The sequence below is a fragment of the Stutzerimonas stutzeri genome (assembly GCF_024448935.1).
GTDB lineage: Bacteria > Pseudomonadota > Gammaproteobacteria > Pseudomonadales > Pseudomonadaceae > Stutzerimonas > Stutzerimonas stutzeri_AO.
Genome location: NZ_JAMOIE010000015.1, coordinates 37,293 through 59,312, shown reverse-complemented (window position 1 = coordinate 59,312; position 22,020 = coordinate 37,293). Strand labels below are relative to the sequence as shown.

Annotated in this window: 19 protein-coding genes; 7 read left to right on the top strand and 12 right to left on the bottom strand. The window is 62.3% G+C overall.

Annotated features, from left to right (window positions below; translation table 11 throughout):
- The first annotated feature begins 374 nt into the window (after positions 1-374).
- Together metE and ybaK are read left to right on the top strand one after the other, a co-directional pair.
- The gene (metE, locus tag NA637_RS06735) at positions 375-2,675 is read left to right on the top strand and encodes a 5-methyltetrahydropteroyltriglutamate--homocysteine S-methyltransferase (protein WP_256071551.1); all 2,301 of its coding nucleotides are present in this window, start codon (positions 375-377) and stop codon (positions 2,673-2,675) included.
- 124 nt (positions 2,676-2,799) lie between these two features.
- Complete coding sequence (ybaK, locus tag NA637_RS06730; protein WP_256071550.1) at positions 2,800-3,270, top strand: Cys-tRNA(Pro) deacylase; 471 nt, start codon at positions 2,800-2,802, stop codon at positions 3,268-3,270.
- Between the two features lie 18 nt (positions 3,271-3,288).
- On the opposite strand, the gene mltF is transcribed toward ybaK, so the two are convergent.
- Positions 3,289-4,749: a membrane-bound lytic murein transglycosylase MltF gene (gene mltF / locus NA637_RS06725; RefSeq protein ID WP_256071549.1), complete on the bottom strand. Its 1,461-nt coding sequence runs from the start codon at positions 4,747-4,749 to the stop codon at positions 3,289-3,291.
- A 266-nt stretch (positions 4,750-5,015) separates the two neighbouring features.
- Between mltF and NA637_RS06720 the strand changes: the two genes are divergently transcribed.
- Positions 5,016-5,345, top strand: coding sequence for a GIY-YIG nuclease family protein (locus tag NA637_RS06720; protein WP_256071563.1), 330 nt, complete (start codon positions 5,016-5,018; stop codon positions 5,343-5,345).
- A gap of 35 nt (positions 5,346-5,380) precedes the next feature.
- A complete protein-coding gene (locus tag NA637_RS06715; RefSeq protein ID WP_256071548.1) occupies positions 5,381-6,319 on the top strand; it encodes a glutathione S-transferase family protein in 939 nt (312 codons plus the stop codon).
- A gap of 50 nt (positions 6,320-6,369) precedes the next feature.
- On the opposite strand, the gene NA637_RS06710 is transcribed toward NA637_RS06715, so the two are convergent.
- Complete coding sequence (locus NA637_RS06710; protein ID WP_256071547.1) at positions 6,370-7,167, bottom strand: undecaprenyl-diphosphate phosphatase; 798 nt, start codon at positions 7,165-7,167, stop codon at positions 6,370-6,372.
- Positions 7,168-7,345: 178 nt separating this feature from the next.
- Positions 7,346-8,353 (bottom strand): nucleoid-associated protein YejK, encoded by a 1,008-nt coding sequence (gene yejK / locus NA637_RS06705; protein ID WP_256071546.1) that lies wholly within the window; start codon positions 8,351-8,353, stop codon positions 7,346-7,348.
- Positions 8,354-8,502: 149 nt separating this feature from the next.
- On the opposite strand from yejK, the gene NA637_RS06700 reads away from it, so the two are divergent.
- The 3 genes from NA637_RS06700 to NA637_RS06690 all read left to right on the top strand — a co-directional run bounded on the left by NA637_RS06700 (position 8,503) and on the right by NA637_RS06690 (position 10,176).
- Positions 8,503-9,714, top strand: coding sequence for an MFS transporter (locus tag NA637_RS06700; protein WP_272888934.1), 1,212 nt, complete (start codon positions 8,503-8,505; stop codon positions 9,712-9,714).
- Positions 9,714-9,836, top strand: coding sequence for a hypothetical protein (locus NA637_RS06695; RefSeq protein WP_256071545.1), 123 nt, complete (start codon positions 9,714-9,716; stop codon positions 9,834-9,836). Before NA637_RS06700 ends, NA637_RS06695 begins: the two co-directional genes overlap by 1 nt.
- 148 nt (positions 9,837-9,984) lie before the next feature.
- Positions 9,985-10,176: a hypothetical protein gene (locus NA637_RS06690; RefSeq protein WP_045425197.1), complete on the top strand. Its 192-nt coding sequence runs from the start codon at positions 9,985-9,987 to the stop codon at positions 10,174-10,176.
- 34 nt (positions 10,177-10,210) lie between these two features.
- On the opposite strand, the gene rlmF is transcribed toward NA637_RS06690, so the two are convergent.
- From rlmF to NA637_RS06645, 9 genes are all read right to left on the bottom strand, one after another.
- Positions 10,211-11,215: a 23S rRNA (adenine(1618)-N(6))-methyltransferase RlmF gene (rlmF, locus tag NA637_RS06685; RefSeq protein WP_256071544.1), complete on the bottom strand. Its 1,005-nt coding sequence runs from the start codon at positions 11,213-11,215 to the stop codon at positions 10,211-10,213.
- 70 nt (positions 11,216-11,285) lie between these two features.
- Positions 11,286-12,455, bottom strand: a complete 1,170-nt coding sequence (locus NA637_RS06680) for a YbfB/YjiJ family MFS transporter (RefSeq protein WP_228208387.1) — start codon at positions 12,453-12,455, stop codon at positions 11,286-11,288.
- 110 nt (positions 12,456-12,565) lie between these two features.
- Positions 12,566-14,392 (bottom strand): SLC13 family permease, encoded by a 1,827-nt coding sequence (locus NA637_RS06675; protein ID WP_256071543.1) that lies wholly within the window; start codon positions 14,390-14,392, stop codon positions 12,566-12,568.
- 6 nt (positions 14,393-14,398) lie between these two features.
- Complete coding sequence (locus NA637_RS06670) at positions 14,399-14,695, bottom strand: winged helix-turn-helix domain-containing protein (RefSeq protein ID WP_256071542.1); 297 nt, start codon at positions 14,693-14,695, stop codon at positions 14,399-14,401.
- A 59-nt stretch (positions 14,696-14,754) separates the two neighbouring features.
- Complete coding sequence (gene nhaD / locus NA637_RS06665) at positions 14,755-16,137, bottom strand: sodium:proton antiporter NhaD (protein WP_256071541.1); 1,383 nt, start codon at positions 16,135-16,137, stop codon at positions 14,755-14,757.
- 362 nt (positions 16,138-16,499) lie between these two features.
- The gene (locus tag NA637_RS06660; protein ID WP_256071540.1) at positions 16,500-19,334 is read right to left on the bottom strand and encodes a valine--tRNA ligase; all 2,835 of its coding nucleotides are present in this window, start codon (positions 19,332-19,334) and stop codon (positions 16,500-16,502) included.
- Between the two features lie 158 nt (positions 19,335-19,492).
- Positions 19,493-19,858, bottom strand: a complete 366-nt coding sequence (locus NA637_RS06655; RefSeq protein WP_256071539.1) for a DNA polymerase III subunit chi — start codon at positions 19,856-19,858, stop codon at positions 19,493-19,495.
- A 126-nt stretch (positions 19,859-19,984) separates the two neighbouring features.
- The gene (locus tag NA637_RS06650; protein ID WP_256071538.1) at positions 19,985-20,404 is read right to left on the bottom strand and encodes a DNA polymerase III subunit chi; all 420 of its coding nucleotides are present in this window, start codon (positions 20,402-20,404) and stop codon (positions 19,985-19,987) included.
- A 22-nt stretch (positions 20,405-20,426) separates the two neighbouring features.
- Positions 20,427-21,920, bottom strand: a complete 1,494-nt coding sequence (locus NA637_RS06645; RefSeq protein WP_256071537.1) for a leucyl aminopeptidase — start codon at positions 21,918-21,920, stop codon at positions 20,427-20,429.
- Between the last annotated feature and the right edge of the window lie 100 nt (positions 21,921-22,020).

The following is a 22,020-nucleotide window of genomic DNA, read 5'->3' as shown; positions in this document are numbered from 1 at the left end:
TTTTCGTTGGCGAGGCCTGGGTTTTCGAGAGGACGCCGTAAACCAAAGCACGGTGACTTGAGCAATCCTCATCGCGGCGGCGAAGTGTGTCCCAGCGCGCCGATCGTTGTCGAGCCGACAGCTCGAATGAATCCTTGCAGGGCAACGAGCAGGCATTGGGTGCTGGCAGGGCCATTCGACAACCCGCAGGTTCGAGCTGGGATTGGACGGCGCGTAGCGCGTTTTTTTAGCGTGTCGGTCCGTTCGTTTCCAGAAACGGGGCAGTAGCGAGTGTATGAATATAGCTAAAGATGATCTGGAATGAGATGAGTTTGTTTCATTGATCGCGGGCCGTCACAATCCACTCATCGAACACGAAGGAATTGGAGATTGTCATGGCTGTTGCGCATTCCCTGGGCTACCCACGTATTGGTGCCGACCGAGAACTGAAAAAGGCGCTCGAAGCGTACTGGAAGGGTGACCTCAGTGAGGACGGGCTGCGCCGGATCGGCAGGCAGTTGCGAGCCGCCCATTGGCAGTTGCAGGCAGATGCTGGCATTGATCTGCTGCCCGCGGGCGATTTCGCCTGGTATGACCAGGTGCTGACCCATTCGCTGATGTTTGGCGTTGTGCCTGAGCGCTTTCGTCCGGCCGACGGTCAACCGACCCTGGAGACGTTGTTCGCCATGGCGCGTGGCGTAACTCACCAGTGCTGCGGTGGTGGGCAAGCGCAGGAAATGACCAAATGGTTTGATACCAACTATCACTACCTGGTCCCCGAATTCAGCGTTGATCAGTCCTTTGAGCTGTCGTGGACGCAGCTGTTCGAGGAAGTGCAAGAGGCCAGGGCCCTGGGCCACGCGGTCAAGCCGGTGCTGATCGGGCCGTTGACCTATCTCTGGCTGGGCAAGGCCAAGGGGGAAGCGTTCGACAAGCTGGAGCTGCTCGAACGCCTGCTTCCGGTCTATGGAGAAGTGCTGGAGCGGCTCGCCGCGCAGGGCGTGGAGTGGGTGCAGATCGACGAGCCGATCCTGGTGCTCGACTTGCCGCAGGATTGGAAGAACGCCTTCGAGCGAGCCTACAACCTGTTGCAGCGCGCGCCATTGAAGAAGCTGGTCGCAACCTATTTTGGCGGCTTGGAAGACAACCTTGGCTTGGCCGCGGCGTTGCCGGTCGATGGCCTGCATATCGACCTGGTGCGTGCGCCGGATCAGTACCCGGTCATCCTTGATCGACTGCCGGCATACAAGATCCTCTCACTGGGCATCGTCAACGGCCGAAACATCTGGCGGTGCGATCTGGATAAAGCCTTGAACGTGCTTCGTCACGCTGCCGAGCGATTGGGCGAGCGACTCTGGGTGGCGCCGTCCTGTTCGTTGCTGCACGCGCCGGTGGACCTTGCGCGGGAGGACCAACTGGATGCTGAGCTGCGAAGCTGGCTGGCGTTTGCCGTGCAGAAATGCGCGGAGGTTGCCGTGCTGACGCGAGCGGTCAATCAACCGGACGATGCCCGGGTACAGGCTGCGTTACAACAAAGCCGCGAGGTTCAGGCGAGCCGCGCCGAGTCTCCACGAATCCACAAGCCCGCCGTGCAGGCGCGCTTGGCTGCGATCAAACCCAGGCACAGCCAGCGGCAATCCGCCTTCGAAAGCCGCATCGAGAAGCAGCGCGCTCGGCTGGATCTGCCGGCGTTCCCGACCACCACCATCGGCTCGTTCCCGCAGACCCCGGCGATCCGTCTGGCGCGTCAGGCCTTCAAGCAGGGCAAGTTGGCCCTGACCGACTATACCGAGGCGATGCACGCCGAGATTCGTCACGCAATTGCCGTACAGGAGCAATTGGGTCTGGATGTGTTGGTACACGGTGAGGCAGAGCGTAACGACATGGTCGAGTATTTCGCCGAACAGCTCGACGGTTATGCCTTTACCCGTTTCGGTTGGGTGCAGAGCTACGGTTCGCGTTGCGTGAAACCGGCGCTGATCTACGGCGATCTCAGCCGCCCGGCAGCAATGACGGTGGAGTGGATTCGCTATGCCCAACAGCAGACCCGCAAAGTCATGAAGGGCATGCTGACCGGGCCGGTAACCATGTTGATGTGGTCGTTTACACGCGAGGATGTCAGCCGTGAGCAACAGGCGCGGCAGTTGGCGTTGGCGATCCGGGACGAGGTCTGTGATCTCGAAGCGGCGGGCATCAAGATCGTCCAGATCGACGAAGCGGCATTCCGCGAAGGTCTGCCATTGCGCCGTGCCCAGTGGGGGCACTATCTCGACTGGGCGGTCGATGCGTTCCGTCTGTGCTCCAGCGCTGTGCGCGACGAAACGCAGATCCACACGCACATGTGCTACAGCGAATTCAACGATGTGATCGAGGCGATCGCGGCGATGGATGCCGACGTCATCACCATCGAGACCTCCCGCTCGCAAATGGAGCTGCTGGAAGCGTTCCGCGTCTTCGACTATCCCAACGACATTGGTCCCGGCGTCTATGATATCCACTCGCCGCGCGTCCCGGACACGGCTGAAATGGTCCAGCTGCTGCAGAAGGCCGCCGAGCGAATCCCGGCCGAGCGGCTCTGGGTCAACCCGGATTGCGGCCTGAAAACCCGCGGCTGGGCGGAAACCGAGGCGGCTCTGGTCAACATGGTCGCGGCCGCCCGCCAGTTACGGGCGGCGTACCGCGCCGAGGTGGCCTGACCGCTTGTCCGCTGGCGTGGCCGTCTGATCTGTCGACCCGGCCGCGACGCAACAGCCCGCACATTGTGCGGGCCGTTGTGTTTTTGGCTAATGTAGCGACCTTTCCTCGACGATTCTTTTCGCCATGACGCCCGCTATCGATCTGCTGAAAAAGGCCAAGGCCGACTACCGCATCCACAGCTACGAACACGATCCCAAATCGGCATCCTATGGTCTCGAAGCCGCTGAGAAGCTCGGCCTCGAGCCTGCGCGTGTATTCAAGACGCTGCTGGCCTGCAGCGAGAAGAATGAGCTGCTGGTCGCCGTGGTGCCGGTCGCCGGTACGCTCGATCTGAAGGCGCTGGCGCAGGCGGCCAAGGTGAAGAAGGTCGACATGGCCGATCCCATGGCGGCGCAACGCGCGACCGGCTATCTGGTCGGTGGCATCAGTCCGCTGGGGCAGAAGAAGCGGCTACGCACGTTCATTGACGTGTCGGCGCAGGCGCAACCGAGCATCTATGTCAGCGCCGGGCGGCGAGGGCTGGAGCTGGAGTTGGCGGCCGAGGTGCTGGCCGAGCATACCGCAGGCAGCTTCGCCCCCATCGGAAGGGGCTGAGGCGCAGGGCTGCAAGGATCAGAGCGGCGGAAGAATCTCACCGAGTTCGGTGGAGTCGATACCGGGAACGTGGATCTCGTTGTTCACCAGTTGCTGGCCTTCCATTTGCGGCTGAGTCACCCAGGTGAGGATGTCGTAATAGCGGCGGATGTTGGCCACGAAATGCACCGGCTCGCCTCCGCGGGCGTATCCGTAGCGCGTCTTGGTATACCACTGCTTCTGCGCCAGCCTTGGCAGCATCTGTTTCACGTCCAGCCACTTGTTCGGGTCCAGTCCCTCGCCTTCCGCCAGTTTGCGCGCATCTTCCAGGTGGCCGCCACCGATGTTGTAGGCGGCCAGGGCAAACCAGGTACGGTCCGGCTCCTCGATGCTGTCAGGCAGGTTGGCATGCACCTTGGCGATGTATTTCCCCCCGCCGCGGATGCTTTGGACCGGGTCGAGACGATTGTTCACGCCCATGGCCTTGGCGGTATTCAAGGTCAGCATCATCAGCCCCCGCACGCCGGTTTTCGAGGTGACTTCGGCCTGCCAGTGGGATTCCTGATAACCGATGGCGGCCAGCAGGCGCCAGTCGACGCGGTGTTCCTTGGCCGTTTCGCGAAATACCTTTTCATAGCGCGGCAGACGTTCCTGCAGGTGCTTGGCAAAGGCATAGGCGCCAACGTAGCCGAGCACGTCGACGTGACCGTAATAGCGTTCTCGCAGGCGCTGCAGTGTTCCGTTCTCCTGCGCCTGGGTGAGGAACTGGTTGGCCGCTTCGAGCACGCTGTTGTCTTCGCCCTTGCCGACGATCCATGCCAGGCTGCTTTGCTCGCCGAGATCGAATGCTGCTCGTGCGTTGGTGAAGTAGACCTGATTCAGCGCCAGCTCATTGGACTCGACCAACGTCAGATCTACCTGCCCTTCATCGACCATGCGCAGCAAATCGACCACCTCAACCGCATCCGATTCCTCATAGCGAAGATCCGGAAATTCGCTCTGTAGCGCCTTGAGTTTCTCGGCTTGACTGCTGCCCTTGAGCACCAGGATGCGTTTGCCGACCAGGTCTTCGGGTTGGGTAGGGCGGCGCTGACCCCGGCGATAGACGACCTGAGTGGTGACATCCAGGTAGGGCTGGGTGAAGCGCGCCAGGTCCTTGCGTCCTTCGCTTGCTACCAGGCCGGCAGCCGCCAAGGTTGGACCGCCAGGGCGGTTCAGGCGGGTGAAGATTTCATCGATGCTGTCAGCGGTCTCGATCTGCAGCTTGACGCCGAGATGGCTGGCGAAGCGCTTGACCAGCTCATACTCGAAGCCGGCTTCGCCGTTGCGATCCTGGAAATAGGTGGAAGGGCTGTTGCGGGTGATCACGCGCAGGACGCCTTCCTCCTTGATTCGCTCGAGTGCGCTGGGCGGTTCAGCGCAACTGCTGAGCATGAGGAGGAGTCCGGTCGCCAGCAGCCAGGAGGTGCAGCGAGTGCAGAATGCAGGTTGGGCAAACATCGGCGCAGTATACGCAAAGGCGAACCGCCACCATATCTCGACAGGAGCGACGGAATTTGCTAGGCGAAACGGCGAGCCCTTGCGACCGTTGCCACTCGCGGCTTGGCTGCCGCTGACGACAACTGTGTCGGGACATTGCCGCAGCGTTCAAGCGCGATGGAGTCGAGGCCATGCTGCACATTTTCGGCTTTTTGCTTGGCAAGAGCAGCCTTGCCCTGGCAGGCGTGGCCCGGGACAATCCAACCATCTTCTCGAGAGCCTGCTACATGAGCACCACTGCTGGCAAACCCTGGTTCGTCTATCTGGTACGCGCCGCCAACGGCTCGCTTTATTGCGGAATCAGTGACGATGCACAGCGCCGCTTTGCAGCTCACCAGAGTGGCCGAGGGGCGCGATTCTTCCATTCCAGCCCGGCGGTGGCACTGGTCTATGTCGAGACGCTTGGCAGCAAGAGCGACGCGTTGCGGCGTGAGCGCGCCATCAAGCAAATGAAGAAGTCGGCCAAGGAGGCGCTGGTTTCGGTGCAGTCCGGCAGTGGTCCGGTGAATGTCCAGGCATCAGCTGAACGGGTAGGCTGCCTCTGTTCGCGCGGGTAAACTGCCGTTCTACCTAACGACTGGCGGAGCCTGCCATGCACGAAGTGATCCTGCACCACTATGCCACCTCGCCCTTTGCCGAAAAAGCGCGACTGATGCTGGGTTTCAAGCAGCTGTCCTGGCGTTCGGTGCAAATTCCTCCGGTGATGCCCAAGCCTGATCTCACGGCGCTGACAGGCGGCTATCGGCGTACTCCGGTGCTGCAGATCGGCGCCGACATCTATTGCGATACCGCATTGCTTGCGCGTCGCCTCGAAGCCGAGAAAGCCACACCCGCGCTGTTTCCCGAGGGGCAGGAGTTCGTCGCGGCGACGCTGGCACAGTGGGCTGACTCGGTGCTGTTCCTGCATGCGGTAAGCCTGGTGTTCCAGCCGGAATCCATGGCCGTGCGTTTCGCTCAAGTGCCTAAAGCGTTCGTCGAGGTGTTCAGAAAGGACCGCGCCGCCTTGTTCAGCAGCGGCTCGGTGGCCCGCATTCCGCTGGACCAGGCGAAGAATAACTGGCCGGTCCTGATGGCGCGCCTGCAACAGCAATTGGCGCGTGGTAGCGGAGAGTTTCTGCTTGGTGCCGCACCTTGCGTGGCGGACTTCGCCGTTGCCCATTGCCTTTGGTTCCTCAAGGGCACACCGGTGACGGCGCCGCTGGTCGATGCCTATCCGGACGTGGCGGCCTGGCTGGGCAAGGTGTTGGCAGTGGGGCATGGCTCGCTGTCCGAGCTGTCGGCGGAAGAGGCCGTGTCTGTTGCTCGCAGCGCGACGCCTGCGGAATTGCCGAATGAGCCATTCTCCGAGCCCAATGGGTTCGAGGCGGGACAGGCCGTGACCATATCCGCAGTGGATTACGGCACCGATCCGGTTGAGGGTGAGCTGCTCTTCGCTGGCGTGGAAGAGTTGATTCTGCGACGTGAGGATGAGCGTGCTGGCGTCGTGCACGTGCATTTTCCACGTATCGGCTATCGCATCGACGCCCGTTGATGCCTCCGGCCCGCGCGCAGCCGTTGCGCGGGCCTTCTTAACGCAGCTCGTCAGAGCGCGATGAACAACAGTGTCACACCCAGCAGCAAGCGATAGATCACGAAGGGCAGCATACCCAAGGCGTCGAGCGCCTTGAGGAACAGCTTGATGCAGAGAAACGCGGCAACGAACGACAGTGCGGCGCCGATGAAAATGTCATTCCACGGCGCGGCTTCACCTGACTGGGCTAACTCGACCGCTTTCAACCCGCCGGCTGCAAGGATCAGCGGTATCGACAGTAGAAAGGAGAAGCGTGCCGCGGTCTGCCGGGTGAAGCCGAGCAGCAGGGCCGCAGTCATGGTGATACCTGAGCGGGAGGTGCCGGGAATCAGCGCTAGCGCTTGGGCGAAGCCGATGATCAGTGCGCTTTTCCAGGTCAGCTGATCCATTTCGGCGACACGCCGTCCCTTGACGTCCGCGTACCACAGCAGCAGGCCAAAGATGATGGTCGTGCCCGCGATGAACAGCATCGATCGGGTGTACTGCTCGATATAGTCCTCCAGCAGCAAGCCGATGAGGGCCGCCGGCAATGTGCCGATGATGATTGCCCAGCCGAGACGGCTTTCCGCGCTGACCTGTCGGCGGAACACGTGTGCCAGCCAGCCACGGGTGGTCGCGATCACCTCGTGGCGGAAGCAGATCAATACGGCGAGCAAGGTGCCGACGTGTACCGCGACGTCGAATGCCTGGCCCTGATCGGGCCAACCGAAAACCTGGGAAGGCAGAATCAGGTGTGCAGAGGATGAAATCGGGAGAAATTCCGTGATGCCCTGGACCAGGGACAGAATAATCAGGTGCAGCCAATCCATTGTGAAATCCTTAGCCGTGGCGGGTCGTACAGGGTTGCAGCAGCGATGAGCAGCCATCTGACTGGCAGATGGCCGTTTCGTTCCAGCGAGGAGACAGATTTTCCTGGCGACGTGCTTGGTTCGGGCTTCCGAGAACCCTCAGGAGCCTGCGGTATGTACAGACGTCGCCGCTCAGGGCCTATCCCTTGCGCCGCTTGAGCTGATCGGTCAGCTGCGTTGGCAGGTTGCGAATGATCAACAGGTCGCGGGCTTCGTCGTATTCGACTTTCGAGCCCAGCAGGTGTGATTCGAAGCTGATCGACAGTCCTTCGGCGCGCCCGGTGAACCGCTGAAACTGGTTCAGGGTGCGCTTGTCAGCGGGAATCTCCGGCGAAAGGCCATAGTCCTTGTTGCGGATGTGCTCGTAGAAGGCGCGTGGGCGCTCCTCGTCGATGACGCCGGACAGTTCCTCCAGGGACATGGGCTCGCCGATCTTGGCCTGGCTGCTGGCATAGCCCACCAGCGCGCTGGTCTTCTCGCGTGCCTTTTCGTCGGGCAGTTGTTCGCTTTCGACGTAATCGCTGAAGGCTTTGAGCAGCGTGCGCGTTTCACCGGGACCGTCGACACCCTCCTGGCAGCCAATGAAGTCGCGGAAGTATTCCGAGACCTTTTTGCCGTTTTTCCCCTTGATAAAGGAAATGTACTGCCTGGACTGCTTGTTGTTCTTCCACTCGGACAGATTGATCCGCGTCGCCAGGTGCAGTTGACCCAGGTCCAGGTGCCGGGCTTCGGCGACATCCAGCGCGTCGGTGACTGTCACACCATTGCTGTGGTGCAGCAATGCGATCGCCAGGTAATCGGTCATGCCTTGCTGGTAGTGGGCGAACAGCACATGGCCGCCAGTGGAAAGGTTGGATTCCTCCATCAGCTTTTGCAGGTGTTCCACGGCTTGCCGGCTGAATGCGGTGAAATTCTGGTTGCCGTCCATGTACTGCGTCAGCCAGCCGCTAAAGGGGTAGGCGCCCGATTCGTCATGAAAGTAGCCCCAGGCTTTGCCCTGCTTGGCGTTATAGCTTTCGTTTAGATCGGCCAGCAGGTTGTCAATGGCCTGGGAATCGCCCAGCTCCGAGTCGCGGGCATGGAGAACGGCAGGTGTGCCGTCCGGCTTTTTTTCGATCAGATGAACGATGCAGTGGCGAATCGGCATGGAGGTACTCGTGTCGAGAAGGCAGACAGGCGGCAGTCTACCCGAGCTACCCTGTCGCTCGCCGTTCGCCTGAGTAAAAAGGGGGAGGTGGATGACGAGGTGGTTGCGAGTAAGATGGATCCCCCTCGATTTTTGCAAGCGTGTCAGTGATGAATGCGATTTGGCGCAACAGTACCTGGATCCTGCTGGGTGGCTCCTTGATTCTCGCTCTTTCCCTGGGAATCCGACACGGGTTCGGCCTTTTCCTGCCACCCATGAGCGCCGAATTCGGCTGGGGGCGTGAAACCTTTGCCTTTGCCATCGCCCTGCAGAATCTGATCTGGGGCCTGGCGCAGCCGGTCACCGGCGCGCTGGCGGACCGTTTTGGTGTGGCCCGTGCGGTGCTGCTCGGTGGCGTGCTCTATGCGGTCGGCCTGTTGCTGATGGCGGCTGCGGATTCCCCGGTATCGTTGTCTCTCAGTGCAGGGCTGCTGATTGGGCTGGGGCTTTCCGGAACATCGTTTTCCGTGATCCTTGGCGCAGTCGGGCGCGCGGTGCCGGTCGAAAAACGCAGCATGGCGATGGGGATTGCCAGCGCAGCGGGATCGTTCGGTCAGTTTGCCATGCTGCCCGGCACGCTCGGTCTGATCGGCTGGCTTGGCTGGTCATCGGCCTTGTTGGCGCTGGGGCTGTTGGTGGCGCTGATCATGCCGCTGGCGTTGATGCTGCGCAGCGGGCCGGCAGCGCCAGTGACCGGCCCGCAGCAAACGCTGATGGAGGCGCTGCGTGAAGCGGTCAACCATTCGGGCTTCCGCCTGCTGGCGCTGGGTTTCTTCGTCTGCGGGTTTCAGGTCGTATTCATCGGCATACACCTGCCCGCCTATCTGGTCGACAAGCAATTGCCCGCGATGGCCGGCACGACGGTCCTGGCCCTGGTCGGGCTGTTCAATATCGTCGGTACCTACACAGCGGGCTGGCTGGGAGGATGCTATTCGAAACCGAAATTGCTGACCGCGCTCTATCTGGCTCGAGCGGTAGTGATCAGTGCGTTCTTCTTCGCTCCGCTGACGCTCTGGACCGCCTATGCCTTCGGCATCGCCATGGGGTTGCTCTGGCTGTCCACCGTGCCCTTGACCAATGGCACGGTCGCTACGCTGTTCGGCGTGCGCAATCTGTCGATGTTGGGCGGCATCGTGTTTCTGTTCCACCAGATCGGCTCGTTCTTCGGTGGCTGGCTGGGCGGCTGGGTCTATGACACGACGGGCAGTTACGACCTGGTCTGGCAGATTTCCATCGCGCTGAGCCTGATGGCTGCTGCGCTCAACTGGCCAATTCGTGAGCAACCTGTCGAGCGTGTGCGCTTGGCTGCAGGTACGGCCTGATGCGCCGCGGCTGGTTATGGGCAGGCGGCGCCGTGTTGGCGGCGCTGCTCTTGGTGGCGGCCTGGTGGGGCTGGCAGCAGGGCGGCCTGGCTCTGCTACAGCTGGGTGCAGGTATCTGCTGATCAATCGTTCGGGTAGTTTTTGCCCCTGGTAGGGAATCAATTGCGCAACGGGTCGCTCCAACAGGCGAGACGAAGGAAGGTTGTCGTTGAATCGTAACCTAAGGCCTGTAAAAAGCTGCGGCATGCAGTCATCTGGAGCTACCGAACCATGTCCACTCTTACCGAACTCGCCCAACAGATCGCCCAGCTCTATCCGCTGCAGGACAAGCGCGTCGGCAAGCGCTATCGCGTTGTCGGCGAACTCGCCGGGATGACCGAGCTGGAGGAAATCAACGGGGAGCCGCGGTATATCCAGACGCTGGCCCTGAAAGATCGCCAACGCTGGGATATTGCCGTCTGAGGTGAAATGCTTAAGCTGATCGTAGCGGAAATGATCAGCCTGCCTGGCGGTTCGACCAGCGATCAGCACGCCAGGTCGCGCGCTGTTCATGATCGAGGTAGCTCCAGGCCACGAAGCGACTGCGCTTTTGCCCCTGGGACATTTCGCATACGCGGACCTGCTGGGCGCCGAGCTTCTTGAGCCGAGCCTGCAGCGGCTGTACGTTGCTTGCTTTCGACACCAGCGTGCTGAACCAGCAGACCTGCTGGCTCACCCCGCGACTTTCATCCGCCAGCAGCGCAATGAAGGCTGCCTCCCCGCCTTCACACCAAAGTTCTGCCGCCTGACCGCCGAAATTAAGGGTGGGCAGTTTGCGCTTGGGGTCGAGCCTGCCAAGGTTGCGCCACTTGCGCTGGCTGCCACTGCTGGCTTCTGCTTGGGACGCATGGAAGGGCGGATTGCACAGCGTGACGTCGAAGCGGTCGTCGGCCTGCACCAGGTGTTCAAATACGTGGCGGGGGTGCTGCTGCGGGCGCAGCGCAATGCTCTTGCCCAGCTTATTGGCGGTGACGATGGTACGGGCCGATGTCAGCGCCGTTGCGTCGATATCCGACCCCGTGAAGCGCCAGCCATATTCGCGCCGACCGATCAACGGATAAATGCAGTTGGCGCCAGTGCCAATGTCCAGCGCATGAATGCCTGTGCCGCGAGGAATCTCGCCAGTGTTTTCGTCCGCCAGCAAGTCGGCCAGACCGTGCAGATAGTCGGCCCGGCCTGGAACCGGCGGGCACAGGTAACCCGGCGGTATGTCCCAATGCGCGATCCCGTAGAACTGCTTGAGCAGTGCGCGATTGAACACGCGGACCGCATCCGGGTTGGCGAAGTCGATGCTCTGCTTGCCGTAGGGATTGAGGATGACGTGCCCGGCCAGCTCCGGGCAGCCAGCGATCAGCGTCGGGAAGTCGTAGCGGCCGGTATGGCGGTTGCGTGGATGCAGTAGGGCCTTGCCGGGTTCGGCACGGCCGGGCTGGGTAGTCGGGGACGGAGATTTACGCGGCATCTGATCAGCGGGAGATTGGCGGCTGGGGCGCGCATTGTCCCACAACCGCTGCTGGCGGATAGGCTTGATGCTAGCGACGACGCGGCACCATCAGCATCCACAGCAGGCCCCAGAGCAGCGCCCCGGCACCGAGCCAGAAGGCGCTGTGCAGGCTGCCGCCCATGCCCATCCAGATACTGGTCAGCCAGGGGGCGGCGAGCTGGGTCAGGCCGTAGAGTGCGATCAGCGCCGCCGATAGCCGCGGCCCCTGGTGTGGATGCAGCGCTCGCGCCAGGCGCTGGGTCAACAGCACGGTGCCGAGAAAGGTGCCGCCGACCAGTACCGCACAGAGCAGGATGCCGACCGCGCCGGGCAGCAGCAGCGCGGCCAGTACGCCGAGCAGTTGGGTGAGGTAGCTCAGGCGCAAGGCGATGTCGTCACCCATGCGCACGCCGAGACGATTCCACAGCCAGGGCGCCGGCAGCGTCGCCAGCGCCACCACCAGCCAGCTGCCACCGATGAGGAAGTCACCGGGCTCCACCTGCAGACGCGCGACCATCGGCAGGAAAGTCATCGGCAGGATGTAGCCCATGCCGGCGCCGGCATAGGAAAGAAACAGCGGTGTGCTGGAGCGATCGAGCAGTTTGCCGCTGGGTGGCTCCTCCGCAGAATGGGCCTTTTCCTCGTCAGGCATGTCCAGCCGCGACAGCTGCCGCCAGCCCCACCAGGCCAGCGGTATCGAAAGCAACGCCGCCGGCCACCAACGCTCGGCTCCCAGCAGGTACCCGTCGCTCAGGCTCACCAGCAAACTGGAGAGAATCAGCCCGACGCAGACACCGAGATAGACCAGGCCACTGGAGGAAACGCGCTGCTGTCGCGCCAGCCATTCGAGGATCAGCGAAGGCGCCTGGACGAATACCAGACCGTTGCTGATGCCATTGGCCAGGCGCAATGCGGCGAGGGCGTCAGCGGATTCCGCCTGGGTCTGCAGCAGGGCGCTCAGGACGTGTAGCGCCAGTGCCCAGGGCAGCGTACGGCGGATCTGCGCGACGCGATGCCAGCGCACCGCGAGCAGGGCGCCGATCAGATAGCCCAGGTAGTTCCAGCTGGCGATGCTGGCGCCTTCCTGCACGGTCAGCAGGCCGTCCTCCACCAGCCAGGGCAGAAGAGGGGTATAGACGAAGCGGCCAAGGCCATGGACGACCAACAAGAGAACGGCACCGGCCAGCAGGACCGGAAACAGGGCGACACGCTGAGGCATGGAGTCTGTTCTTTTTAGAATGAGAGCTGGAGCTTAACGGCTGGCCCTTTCAGCCGCAATGCCACTTTTCGCTGGCTACCCGTCGGTGGGTGTCCCGAGGCAGCCGGCATTCATAGCGGAAACAGCAGCGGCACCAGCAGCACCGAGACGATCATGACCAGCGCGGTAAAGGGCACGCCAACTCGGACAAAGTCGGCGAAGCGGTATTGCCCGGGACCGAGCACCAGGGTGTTCACCGGCGAGGAAATCGGCGTCATGAACGCGGCGGAGGCCGCCAGCGCGACGATCATGGCGAACGGGTAGGGCGAGGCGCCCAGCTGCTCGGCGGTGGACAGCGCAACGGGTGCCATCAGCACAGCCGTCGCTGTGTTGGAGATGAACAGCCCGATCACGGCGGTCAGCAGAAACAGGCTGGCGAGCAGGGCATGCGGTCCGGCGTCGCCGAGCAGGCCGACCAGCCCCGATGTCGCCAGGGCGATGCCGCCGGTTTTCTGCAACGCCAGGGCGAACGGCAACATGCCGACGATCAGCACCAGGCTTTGCCAGTGAATCGCCTTGTAGGCGCTCTCCATCTCGATGCAGCGGAACAGGCCCATGACCAGGCAGCCAATCAGCGCCGCCAGCACGTTGGGCACCAGGCCGCTGACCATCAATGTCACCATCACCGCCAGCCCGAGCAGCGCGAACGGTGCCTGGTTGGCCGCGGGCGCCACATCGTCCACCTCGGCCGGCAGGCTCAGCACGAGGAGGTCGCGGCTCATGCCCTGCAGACGGTGAATGTGCTTCCAGCTGCCGGCCACCAGCAGCGTATCGGCTGGCTTGAGCTTTTCATCCACCAGCAGCCCCTGCAGGGCTTGGCGATTGCGGCGCAGACCGACCACGTTGAGCTTGTGCCGGCTGCGAAAACCCAGTTGCTGGATGGTCTTGCCCGGTAGGCGCGAATCCGGTGGCAGCGCCACTTCCGCCAGCCCCAGCTCGCGACCGTGCACCGAATAGTAGGAGGTGCTGAGTTGCAGGGGTTCGAGGCCCAGCTCCTGATAGGCGCCGAGCAGGCCGATGGCCGGGCTGGCCAGATCGACCAGCAGCACATCGCCGACGAACAGTTCGGTATTGCCCGTCGCGATCAGCAGAAGGTTGCGAAAGCGGTCATGGCGTTCCACGGCGATCACGTTGATGCCGTACTGGGTTCGCAGCTTCAGCTCGTCCAGCGCCTGGTTGGCGAGAATTGATCCCGGCATCACCCGCAGTCGCCGCTCGCGTTCTTCCAGTCGATACTCTCGCGCCAGATCCGCCAGCGTATGGCGATGTTCTGTCGCTTCGCTGCGCTTGTCGCTGCCCAGCCAGCGGCGCGCCAGCAGCATGTAGCCGACGCCGAGCAACAGAATCGCCAGGCCGATGGGGGTGAAATCGAAGAAGGAGAAGCCGTCGAGCCCGGCGCGGCGCAGTTCGCTGTTGATCACCAGGTTCGGCGGCGTCGCCACCAGCGTCAGCATGCCGCTGATCAGGCCGGCGAACGCCAGCGGCATCATCAGCCGCCGTGGCGAGACCTTCATGCGATTGGCGACGCCGAGCACCACGGGAATGAAGATCGCCACCACGCCGGTCGAACTCATCACCGAGCCGAGCCCCGCGACGGCCAGCATCAGCAGAATCAGCAAGCGGGTCTCGCTGCTGCCGGCGGTACGCATCAGCCAGTCGCCCAGGCGATAGGCGATGCCGGTGCGCACCAGGCCGTCGCCGATGACGAACAGGGTGGCGATCAGCACCACGCTCGGATCGCTGAAGCCGGCCAGTGCCTCCTGCACGCTGAGCACACCAGTGAGCGGCAGCGCGACCATGGCCAGTACCGCCACCACGTCCATGCGTGGCTTGTTCAGCGCGAACAGGCCGATGCAGCCGGTGAGCAGGGCGAGAACCAGCAGCAGGTCGCCACTCATGGTCGATCAGGGATATTCGAGAATGGATTTGATACGCGGCAGGTTGCGCTCGATCCAGCCCTTTTCGATGGCACCCCAGTCGCGGATGGCATAGTGGCCGGCATTGTGGCGTTCGCCGTCGTCCTGCTCGAAGCTGCAGTCGATGTCCAGCTCCGTGAGCGCGGCAAGGGTGTCCTGGGCGGTACGCCGTGGCATGCCGGTCGCGGCCATCAGTGCAGGGACACTGCAGGCGGTGCCGCTGTCAATCAGCCAGGCGACGTAGAGTCGGCGATAGAAACTGGTTTTGGTCTTGCTGACGGTCATGGAAGGTCCCTGGCCAGGTCGTCTATGGGGGGCAGCGACCTGGCCAGGCTCACTGCGGTTTAGCGCAGGGCGAGCATGCCGATGTAGGTCGCGGCGCCCGCAGTGTAACCGAGGAAGGCCAGCAAGCTGACGCGCTTGACGTACCAGGTGAAGCTGATCTTCTCCATGCCCATCGCCGCGACCCCCGCAGCCGAGCCGATGATCAGCGTGCTACCGCCGGTACCGGCGCAGAAGGCGAGCATCTCCCAGAAGTTGCCATCGACGACGAACTGGGACATCCAGCTAATTTCCTCTGCCGCGGTTGCAGCCAGCATCTTCTCGCTGACCAGCGGGTACATCTTCATCGCACCGGCCACCAGCGGCACGTTGTCGACCACGGCCGAAAGCAGGCCGATGGCGTAGGTGATCGGGTAGATGTGGCCGAGCGATTCACGCAGCGCGGTCGCGACCTGGGTCAGGTGGCCCGCGGTAGCGAGACTGGATACGGCCAACAGAATGCCGAGGAAGAACAGCACGCTGGGGGTGTCCACCTTGCGCAGGACGCCGACTACCGAAAGCGGGTGCTTGTCTTCGGCACTCTTGTTGCGGTGGATGAACTCGGTGGTCACCCAGAGCACGCCCAGGCCGAAGAGGATGCCCATGTACGGCGGCAGGTGGGTCACGGTCTTGAACACCGGGACGAAGAGCAGGGCGCCGAGGCCAAGACCGAGTACCAGATTGCGCTCGAATGGCGTGGTGGCCGGCGGGTATTTTTCCGCCAGGTGCGCCCGTGCTCGTGGCCGCGGGGCTTCACCGTGCAGGCGGAAGCTGAGGATGAGCAGCGGTACCAGCAGGCACACCAGGCTTGGCAGGAACAGGCCGGTAATCACGCCGGAAGCGCTGATCTGGCTACCGATCCAGAGCATGGTGGTGGTCACGTCACCGATCGGCGACCAGGCACCACCGGCGTTGGCGGCGATTACCACGACGCCGACGAACAACCAGCGCTCGGGACGGCCACGGATGAGCTTGCGCAGCAGCGAGACCATGACGATGGTGGTGGTCAGGTTGTCCAGTGCTGCAGAGAGGAAGAAGGTGAGGAAGCCGATGATCCACAGCAGGTGCACGCGCTTGCGGGTCTGGATGCGGTCGGTGATTACCTTGAAACCTTCGTGGGAGTCGATCAGCTCGACGATGGTCATCGCGCCGAGCAGGAAGAAGAGAATCTCCGAGACTTCTCCCAGATGATGACGCAGCGATTCGATCACCACCGCCGAGGAGTCCCCGGGGTTGTGGCTGCCGGGTTGCAGCAGCGGAAGTATCTGGTCGGCGCCCAGCACCAGAATGGTCCAGGTTACAACCGCGGTCAGGATCGCGGCAGCGGCCTTGTCTATCTTCAGGGGATGTTCAAAGGCGATGCATAGATAGCCTATGACGAACACGACAGCCATGAGTGCATACATCGGAGGGACTCCATCTTGAGGAACCTTGCCGGGGCATGCGGGTGTGTCGACGCAGCCTCAGCGGCTGGCAGGGGAACGATTCGCTAGCGAGGTGAAACAAATCGGGGCGGTGGACTGCCCTGGGAGACGGTTGCGCGTTCGGCGAAATACGTGGGGCATTGCGCTTCGCAGCAGGGGGCTCATTTCACATCGTCGAGCTGTTCGTCTTGGCTTTAACGGCCTGCCAGTTTGTAAAGGGGTGTTTCATGTGCGGCATAGTGTATCAGCGTTGCCGGTAATAACTTGTCATCAATCAAGATGACCTCCTTAAGCAAAAAGGCCAGCACCTTTTCGGGCTGGCCTTTTGCGATTGCCGCATCTGATCAGAGCGTGGCGATGCGGTCGCGCTGCTCCTGCAGCCTGGCTTTGGCCTGTTCGGCCTCGGCCAGTTTGGCGCGTTCCTTGTCGATCACCTCGGCGGGAGCCTTGTCGACGAAACCGGCGTTCGACAGCTTTCCGCCGACGCGCTTGACCTCGCCGTCCAGCCGGGCGAGTTCCTTGTCCAGGCGAGCCAGTTCGGCATCCTTGTCGATCAGACCAGCCATCGGCACAAGCACCTGCATGTCACCCACCAGCGCGATGGCCGACAGCGGTGCTTCTTCGCCGTCGTTGAGCAGGCGCACGCTTTCCAGCTTGGCCAGTTTCTTCAGCAGCGGCTCGTTGTCGGTCAGGCGGCGTTGATCGGTAGCCGAGGCGTTGCCCAGCACCACGTCGATGCGCTTGGCCATGGAGATGTTCATCTCGCCGCGGATCTGGCGGATGCCCAGCATGAAGGCCTTGAGCCACTCGATATCGCCTTCGGCGGCTTCGTCGATACGCTCCGGGTTGAACTCCGGCCACGGCTGCAGCATCAGCGTCGGACCGGACTTGCCGGCCAGTGGCGCGACGCGCTGCCAGATTTCCTCGGTGATGAACGGCATGAACGGATGCGCCAGACGCAGCGCGGTTTCCAGCACGCGCACCAGGGTGCGGCGGGTGCCGCGCTGGCGTTCGGCGCTTGCGGTCTCGTCCCACAGCAGCGGCTTGACCAGCTCCAGGTACCAGGCGCAGTACTCGTCCCAGATGAACTCGTACAGCGCCTGAGCGGCCAGGTCGAAGCGGAACGCCTCCAGCTGTCGATTCACTTCGCTCTCGGTACGCTGCAGCGCGGAGATGATCCAGCGATCCACCGACGAGAGCTCGACGGGCTCGCCGTTGAGCCCCGTGTCCTTGCCCTCGGTGTTCTCGAAGACGAAGTTGGCGGCGTTCCAGATCTTGTTGCAGAAGTTGCGGTAACCCTCGACGCGGCCCATGTCGAACTTGATGTCGCGGCCGGTTGAGGCCAGCGAGCAGAAGGTAAAGCGCAGGGCGTCGGTGCCGTAGCTGGCGATGCCTTCGGGGAACTCGGCGCGGGTCTGCTTGGCGATCTTCTCGGCCAGCTTGGGCTGCATCATGCCGCTGGTGCGCTTGGTCAGCAGTTCATCGAGGGTGATGCCATCGACGATGTCCAGCGGGTCGAGCACGTTGCCCTTGGACTTGGACATCTTCTGCCCCTGACCATCGCGTACCAGACCGTGCACGTAGACGGTCTTGAACGGAATCTGCCCGGTCAGGTGAGTGGACAGCATGATCATCCGGGCGACCCAGAAGAAGATGATGTCGAAGCCTGTGACCAGCACGTCGGTGGGGTGGAAGGTCTTCAGGAACTCGGTCTGCTGCGGCCAGCCGAGTGTGGAAAAGGTCCACAGGCCGGAGCTGAACCAGGTGTCCAGCACGTCCTCGTCCTGACGCAGTTCGACGTTGTTGCAGAGGTTGTACTTGCTGCGTACCTCCACTTCATCGCGGCCAACGTAGACGTTGCCGGCTTCGTCGTACCACGCAGGAATGCGATGGCCCCACCAGAGCTGACGGCTGATGCACCAGTCCTGGATGTCGCGCATCCAGCTGAAGTACATGTTCTCGTACTGCTTGGGCACGAACTGGATTTCGCCGCTTTCGACGGCGGCGATGGCCTTCTCGGCCAGCGGTTTGGTGGAAACGTACCACTGGTCGGTCAGCCACGGCTCGATGATGGTGCCGGAGCGATCACCGCGGGGGACTTTCAGCGCGTGGTCGTCGATCTTTTCCAGCAGGCTCATGGCGTCGAACTCGGCGACGATGGCCTTGCGCGCATCGAAGCGGTCCATGTGCGCGTAGCCGTCCGGCAGGCTGGCGTCGACCTTGTCGTTCACCGTGCCGTCGACGTTGAACACCTGGGCACGGGCCAGGATGCAGGCATTCTGGTCGAAGATATTGATCAGCGGCAGGTGATGACGCTGGCCGACCTCGTAGTCGTTGAAGTCATGGGCCGGGGTGATCTTCACGCAGCCGGTACCGAATTCGAGGTCGACATAGTCGTCGGCCACGATGGGGATCAGGCGGTTGACCAGCGGCAGCATGACGTGGCGGCCGATCAGGCTCTTGTAGCGCTCGTCCTCCGGGTGCACCGCAATGGCGGCGTCACCCAGCATGGTTTCCGGACGAGTCGTGGCGACCACCAGGTAATCCAGGCCGTCTGCAGTCTTGCAGCCGTCGGCCAGCGGATAACGCAGGTGCCAGAGATGACCTTTCTCGTCATGGTTCTCGACTTCGAGGTCTGAGATCGCGGTGTGCAGCTTGGTATCCCAGTTGACCAGGCGCTTGCCGCGGTAGATCAGGCCGTCCTCGTGCAGGCGGACGAAGGCTTCCTTGACCGCCTCGGACAGGACGTCGTCCATGGTGAAGCGTTCGCGCGACCAGTCTACCGAGGAGCCCAGGCGACGAATCTGCCGGGTAATGGTGCCGCCGGACTCTTCCTTCCACTGCCAGACCTTGTCGAGAAACTTTTCGCGTCCAAGGTCATGACGCGAAACGCCCTGCGCGCCGAGCTGGCGCTCGACCACCATCTGCGTGGCGATACCGGCATGGTCGGTACCCGGCTGCCACAGGGTGTTGCGGCCCTGCATGCGGCGCCAGCGGATCAGCGCATCCATGATGGCGTTGTTGAACCCGTGGCCCATGTGCAGGCTGCCGGTGACGTTCGGCGGCGGGATCATGATGGTGTAGGGCTCGCCTGAACCTTGGGGTGCGAAATAGTTGTTCGTTTCCCAGGTCTGGTACCAGGAGGTTTCGATGGCGTGCGGCTGGTAGGTCTTGTCCATGCGGCGGGACCCTTAGAACGGCTGATCGGAAAAGCGGGCAAGTATAAAGGCAAAGTGGATGATCGGCAGGGTGGCGATGCCGCTTTTGTCCTGCCGGCACAGCTGAGCCGCGCGCAAGTGTCTATTCCGGCGTGGCGTTTGCCTCGGTTGGCTGCGACTCAGGAACGATGGGACTTGATCAGCTGCTCGGCGCGCGCTTCCAGGCGGACGCGCAGCTCGGCTTCGATCTGCGGGACAAAGTCGTCGATGACCTCCTGCAGGATGAGTTGCGCAGCATTGTGCAGCTCGTGGTCGAGATGACGCTCGGCGAGCGTCCGAAAGGCTGTACGCACGGCAGGTTCGCGCGGCTCGACCTCAGGTTCGGCTGCCGGTGCAGGTGGCTGTTCGACGATTTCCAAAAGCAAGGGAAAGCTGTCGGGGTCCAGCGTCTCGCTCAGTAGTGGCGGGTCTTGGTCACCCAGCAGCGTACGAATGGATTCCAGATCATCAAGAAGATGGGCTTTTGGGGGGCGCGATTGCGTCATGTACGGGGCATCCGGAAGTGAGCGTCCAGGCGTGTTAGGGGGCGGTACTGATCGGGCGTTGGCCCAGTAACCATCATTGCTGGTCGGCGCTGACTCGGCGGCTCCATCGCGTTCGGCCAGTACGCCTTACAGCTCGACTCTCTTTGGATCATAGCCACGCTGCCGATAGAGGCGAAAATTGTTCCGGCAGACGGTCAGCAGCTCAGGCTGCTGATTGACGATTTCGATCACCCGGCTGAACTGGTCAGTGTGCGGCGATAGCGTAGGTGAGAGGTTGATCAGCAGGCCCTGTGTCGCGGCGGGTGGCTGCTCCGTGCCAATCACCACGGGTGCGCGTGGATTGTCATCATGAAGCTCATGCGGAATGAAGCGCTCTGCACGAAACGTCCAGAGCAGCTCGTCCAGTTCGTTGCACTGTCGGTTATCCTGACAGCGAATAAATACCGACAAGCCGTGCTGCCAGCCTTTGCTCGCCAACTGGCAGGCCGCTCTCGCACGGCCTGCCGGCTGGCTGTCCGGCAACACGTAGAACTCGATTCGAGTCATGCCCGGTGTTCGCTCGCCTGGCTCATGCCTGCTCGGCTCGGTCCAGCAGGTACTGGGTCAGCAAGGGGACCGGGCGTCCCGTGGCGCCTTTTTCCTTACCGCCACTGATCCAGGCGGTACCCGCGACGTCCAGATGCGCCCAGGGATAGGCCTTGGTAAAGCGTGATAGAAAACAGGCCGCGGTGATGGTGCCGGCCTTGGGGCCACCGATATTGGCAATGTCGGCGAAGGGGCTGTCGAGCTGTTCCTGATACTCGTCGAACAATGGCAGTTGCCAGGCGCGGTCGTCGGCTTTCTGGCCAGCGCCCAGTATTTGCTGCAGCAGTTCGTCGTTATTGCCCAGCAGGCCGGACGTGTTGCTGCCCAGCGCTACGATGCAGGCACCGGTCAGGGTGGCGACATCAATTACCGCGCGTGGCTTGAAACGCTCGGCATAGGTCAGGGTATCGCAGAGCACTAACCGACCTTCGGCGTCGGTGTTGAGGATCTCAACGGTCTGCCCGCTCATGGTGGTGACGATGTCGCCGGGGCGGGTGGCGTTGCCGCTCGGCATGTTTTCTGCGCAGGCGAGCAAACCGACCAGATTGATCGGCAGCTTAAGTTCCAATGCGGCGCGGAAGGTGCCAAGCACGCTGGCGGCACCGCACATGTCGTACTTCATTTCGTCCATGCCCTGGCCGGGCTTGAGGCTGATGCCGCCCGTGTCGAACGTGATGCCTTTGCCGACCAGTGCGTAGGGCTGCTCGCCTTTCTTGCCGCCGTTGTATTGCATGACGACGATGCAACCGGGCTGATCGCTGCCCTGGGATACGGCGAGAAACGAACCAGCGCCAAGCTCACGCAGCTTCTTTTCGTCCAGAACCTCGACTTTAAGGCCTTTGAAGGTCTTTTCGAGCTGCTTGGCCTGCTCGGCCACATAGCTGGGATGGCAAATATTCGGCGGCAGGTTGCCAAGGTCGCGGGCGAAGCTCATGCCGGCGGCAATCGCTGCGGCATGGCGAGCAGCCTGCTCGACGCGTGCCTGATCCGCTTTGTCAGCCAGCAGAATAATCTTGTCGAGCTTGGGCTCGTCGTTTTTCTTGCTCTTGAACTGGTCGAAAACATAATGGCCGTCGGCCAATACCTCGACCAGCATACGAGCACGCGCATAGATGTCACGATCCTTGACCTGGACATCTTGCAGGGCGAACGTCGCATCGCTGCCCGCGAGACCTTTGAGTACGCCGAGTGCTGCGCCGGCGATCTTGCGCCACTGGCGCCCGTCGCGCTCCTCATCCTTGCCGGTGCCAACCAACAGGACGCGATCCGCCTTGAGGTTTGGCAGGCTATGCAGCAGCAGGGTCTGTCCCGGTTTCCCTTTCAGGTCGCCGCGCTTGAGCACCGCGCTTATGGCGCCTCCACAGGCCTGGTCCACAGTCTGGGCTGTCGCGCCGAGCAGATCCTCTTCGCCAACAGGCAGAACAAGGGTGGCTGTTTTGGCTGCAGCGGCTTTGGTGTTCTTTACAACGAATTCCATGGCGTCGAGTCCCCAAGACAAAGAGTCGGGTTTTGCAGGATAATGCCGGGCTTGTTTTCCGGTGGTTCGTCTACCGGGGCGTTGGAAAATGCTGAGTCAA

What these genes read in the sequence shown, in the direction of transcription:
- NA637_RS06715 (WP_256071548.1), top strand. Translation starts at nt 5,381, where the DNA reads ATGCACGAAGTGATCCTGCACCACTATGCCACCTCGCCCTTTGCCGAA.
- rlmF (WP_256071544.1), bottom strand. Translation starts at nt 11,215, where the DNA reads ATGCCGCGTAAATCTCCGTCCCCGACTACCCAGCCCGGCCGTGCCGAA.
- NA637_RS06720 (WP_256071563.1), top strand. Translation starts at nt 5,016, where the DNA reads ATGAGCACCACTGCTGGCAAACCCTGGTTCGTCTATCTGGTACGCGCC.
- NA637_RS06695 (WP_256071545.1), top strand. Translation starts at nt 9,714, where the DNA reads ATGCGCCGCGGCTGGTTATGGGCAGGCGGCGCCGTGTTGGCGGCGCTG.
- ybaK (WP_256071550.1), top strand. Translation starts at nt 2,800, where the DNA reads ATGACGCCCGCTATCGATCTGCTGAAAAAGGCCAAGGCCGACTACCGC.
- mltF (WP_256071549.1), bottom strand. Translation starts at nt 4,749, where the DNA reads ATGTTTGCCCAACCTGCATTCTGCACTCGCTGCACCTCCTGGCTGCTG.
- NA637_RS06690 (WP_045425197.1), top strand. Translation starts at nt 9,985, where the DNA reads ATGTCCACTCTTACCGAACTCGCCCAACAGATCGCCCAGCTCTATCCG.
- NA637_RS06650 (WP_256071538.1), bottom strand. Translation starts at nt 20,404, where the DNA reads ATGACTCGAATCGAGTTCTACGTGTTGCCGGACAGCCAGCCGGCAGGC.
- NA637_RS06700 (WP_272888934.1), top strand. Translation starts at nt 8,503, where the DNA reads ATGAATGCGATTTGGCGCAACAGTACCTGGATCCTGCTGGGTGGCTCC.
- NA637_RS06645 (WP_256071537.1), bottom strand. Translation starts at nt 21,920, where the DNA reads ATGGAATTCGTTGTAAAGAACACCAAAGCCGCTGCAGCCAAAACAGCC.
- metE (WP_256071551.1), top strand. Translation starts at nt 375, where the DNA reads ATGGCTGTTGCGCATTCCCTGGGCTACCCACGTATTGGTGCCGACCGA.
- NA637_RS06655 (WP_256071539.1), bottom strand. Translation starts at nt 19,858, where the DNA reads ATGACGCAATCGCGCCCCCCAAAAGCCCATCTTCTTGATGATCTGGAA.
- NA637_RS06710 (WP_256071547.1), bottom strand. Translation starts at nt 7,167, where the DNA reads ATGGATTGGCTGCACCTGATTATTCTGTCCCTGGTCCAGGGCATCACG.
- NA637_RS06675 (WP_256071543.1), bottom strand. Translation starts at nt 14,392, where the DNA reads ATGAGTGGCGACCTGCTGCTGGTTCTCGCCCTGCTCACCGGCTGCATC.
- NA637_RS06660 (WP_256071540.1), bottom strand. Translation starts at nt 19,334, where the DNA reads ATGGACAAGACCTACCAGCCGCACGCCATCGAAACCTCCTGGTACCAG.
- yejK (WP_256071546.1), bottom strand. Translation starts at nt 8,353, where the DNA reads ATGCCGATTCGCCACTGCATCGTTCATCTGATCGAAAAAAAGCCGGAC.
- NA637_RS06670 (WP_256071542.1), bottom strand. Translation starts at nt 14,695, where the DNA reads ATGACCGTCAGCAAGACCAAAACCAGTTTCTATCGCCGACTCTACGTC.
- nhaD (WP_256071541.1), bottom strand. Translation starts at nt 16,137, where the DNA reads ATGTATGCACTCATGGCTGTCGTGTTCGTCATAGGCTATCTATGCATC.
- NA637_RS06680 (WP_228208387.1), bottom strand. Translation starts at nt 12,455, where the DNA reads ATGCCTCAGCGTGTCGCCCTGTTTCCGGTCCTGCTGGCCGGTGCCGTT.